Origin of the sequence: Bacilliculturomica massiliensis, from assembly GCF_900605495.1 — a bacterium.
Classification (GTDB): Bacteria; Bacillota; Clostridia; order Peptostreptococcales; family Anaerovoracaceae; genus Bacilliculturomica; species Bacilliculturomica massiliensis.
In genome coordinates this window covers 1-1,027 of sequence record NZ_LR027594.1, presented here as the reverse complement: position 1 = coordinate 1,027, position 1,027 = coordinate 1, and the positions used below count along the sequence as shown (strand labels likewise).

1 protein-coding gene is annotated in these 1,027 nt (G+C 63.0%); it reads left to right on the top strand.

The window, feature by feature from the left end; all coding sequences use genetic code 11:
- The first annotated feature begins 246 nt into the window (after positions 1–246).
- A complete protein-coding gene (locus E0E37_RS01205) occupies positions 247–507 on the top strand; it encodes a WYL domain-containing protein (RefSeq protein ID WP_130861157.1) in 261 nt (86 codons plus the stop codon).
- Positions 508–1,027 lie beyond the last annotated feature (520 nt).

Genomic DNA, 1,027 nt, shown 5'->3' with positions numbered 1-1,027 from the left:
GGCTCGTGCCGTGATGGTCCGGGGGCCGGGCTGACCGTCGAGGAGTCGCTACCCGGCGCTGTTTCTGTTTTATGTATGCCAATAGGTGGACAAGGGCGAGACGAGGAGAGGTGGGGGGGAAGTGAGGGAGACGCGGTGGGAGGGGAGAGGGCCGGGGGCAGACGTGTGTGAGAGCAGGGAAGCGCGGCCGGCACGTTCGGCCGGCGCAGGCCAGGGGCGGGGTTCGCCCGCCGTAAGAAGAAGGTCGTGCTGGAGCTGACGGATGAACGGAACGCGCTGGAGCGCTGCATGCTTCATTTCGCCGATCTGGAAAAAAGGACGGAACAGGCGGCCCACAGGTGTTACCGCATCGAGATCCTGTACCGGGCAGAGGACGAGACAGAGATACTGATCCGTGTACTTTCCTTTGGCCCGTTTCTGAAGGTGACGGAGCCGGGATCATTCGTCAGTCTGGTAAAAGAACGGCTGAAGAAACAGATCGAACTGGACGCTGCCCGGAAGGGGTAGGTGATGCCCCGGATCATTTTGAGTACCCCCGTTTGAAACCCTCGCTTGGGCGTGTATCGCCCGGGCGGGGATCTTTTTTGATCTCAAAATGCGTTCGCAGCTTTTTTTCCATGATCGTCCAGTTCTTTTTTTGTATGATGATCTTGCAGGGCGGGTCCGGCCGGACTGCGGGGCCTGATGAAGGCGCCGGTCCGGCAGGGGAGAACATCGGCGTTCCGCGTTGCCCCGGGCGTTTCCGAAGGGCATGACGAGACGCGTCCCTGCTATCCGCGGGTTCGAATCCCGCACCGGACTGCCCGCCGTTGAAAGGCGGGTCCGGCTCATGGTAGAGGGAACCTTTCAGAGGAAAGGGATCATTTGCCGCAAGGCAGACATGCGGAGCCCGCGCAAGGCGGGACGCACACCGATCTGTGCGGCGCGGGAGATCCCAGAAGGTACGGCGGGCTGCGGGCCTGCCGGCGTCTGCCCGGCAAAGTTTCCGGCGCTCAGCCCGAGGGCCGGCCGCCGGAACGGCAAGGAC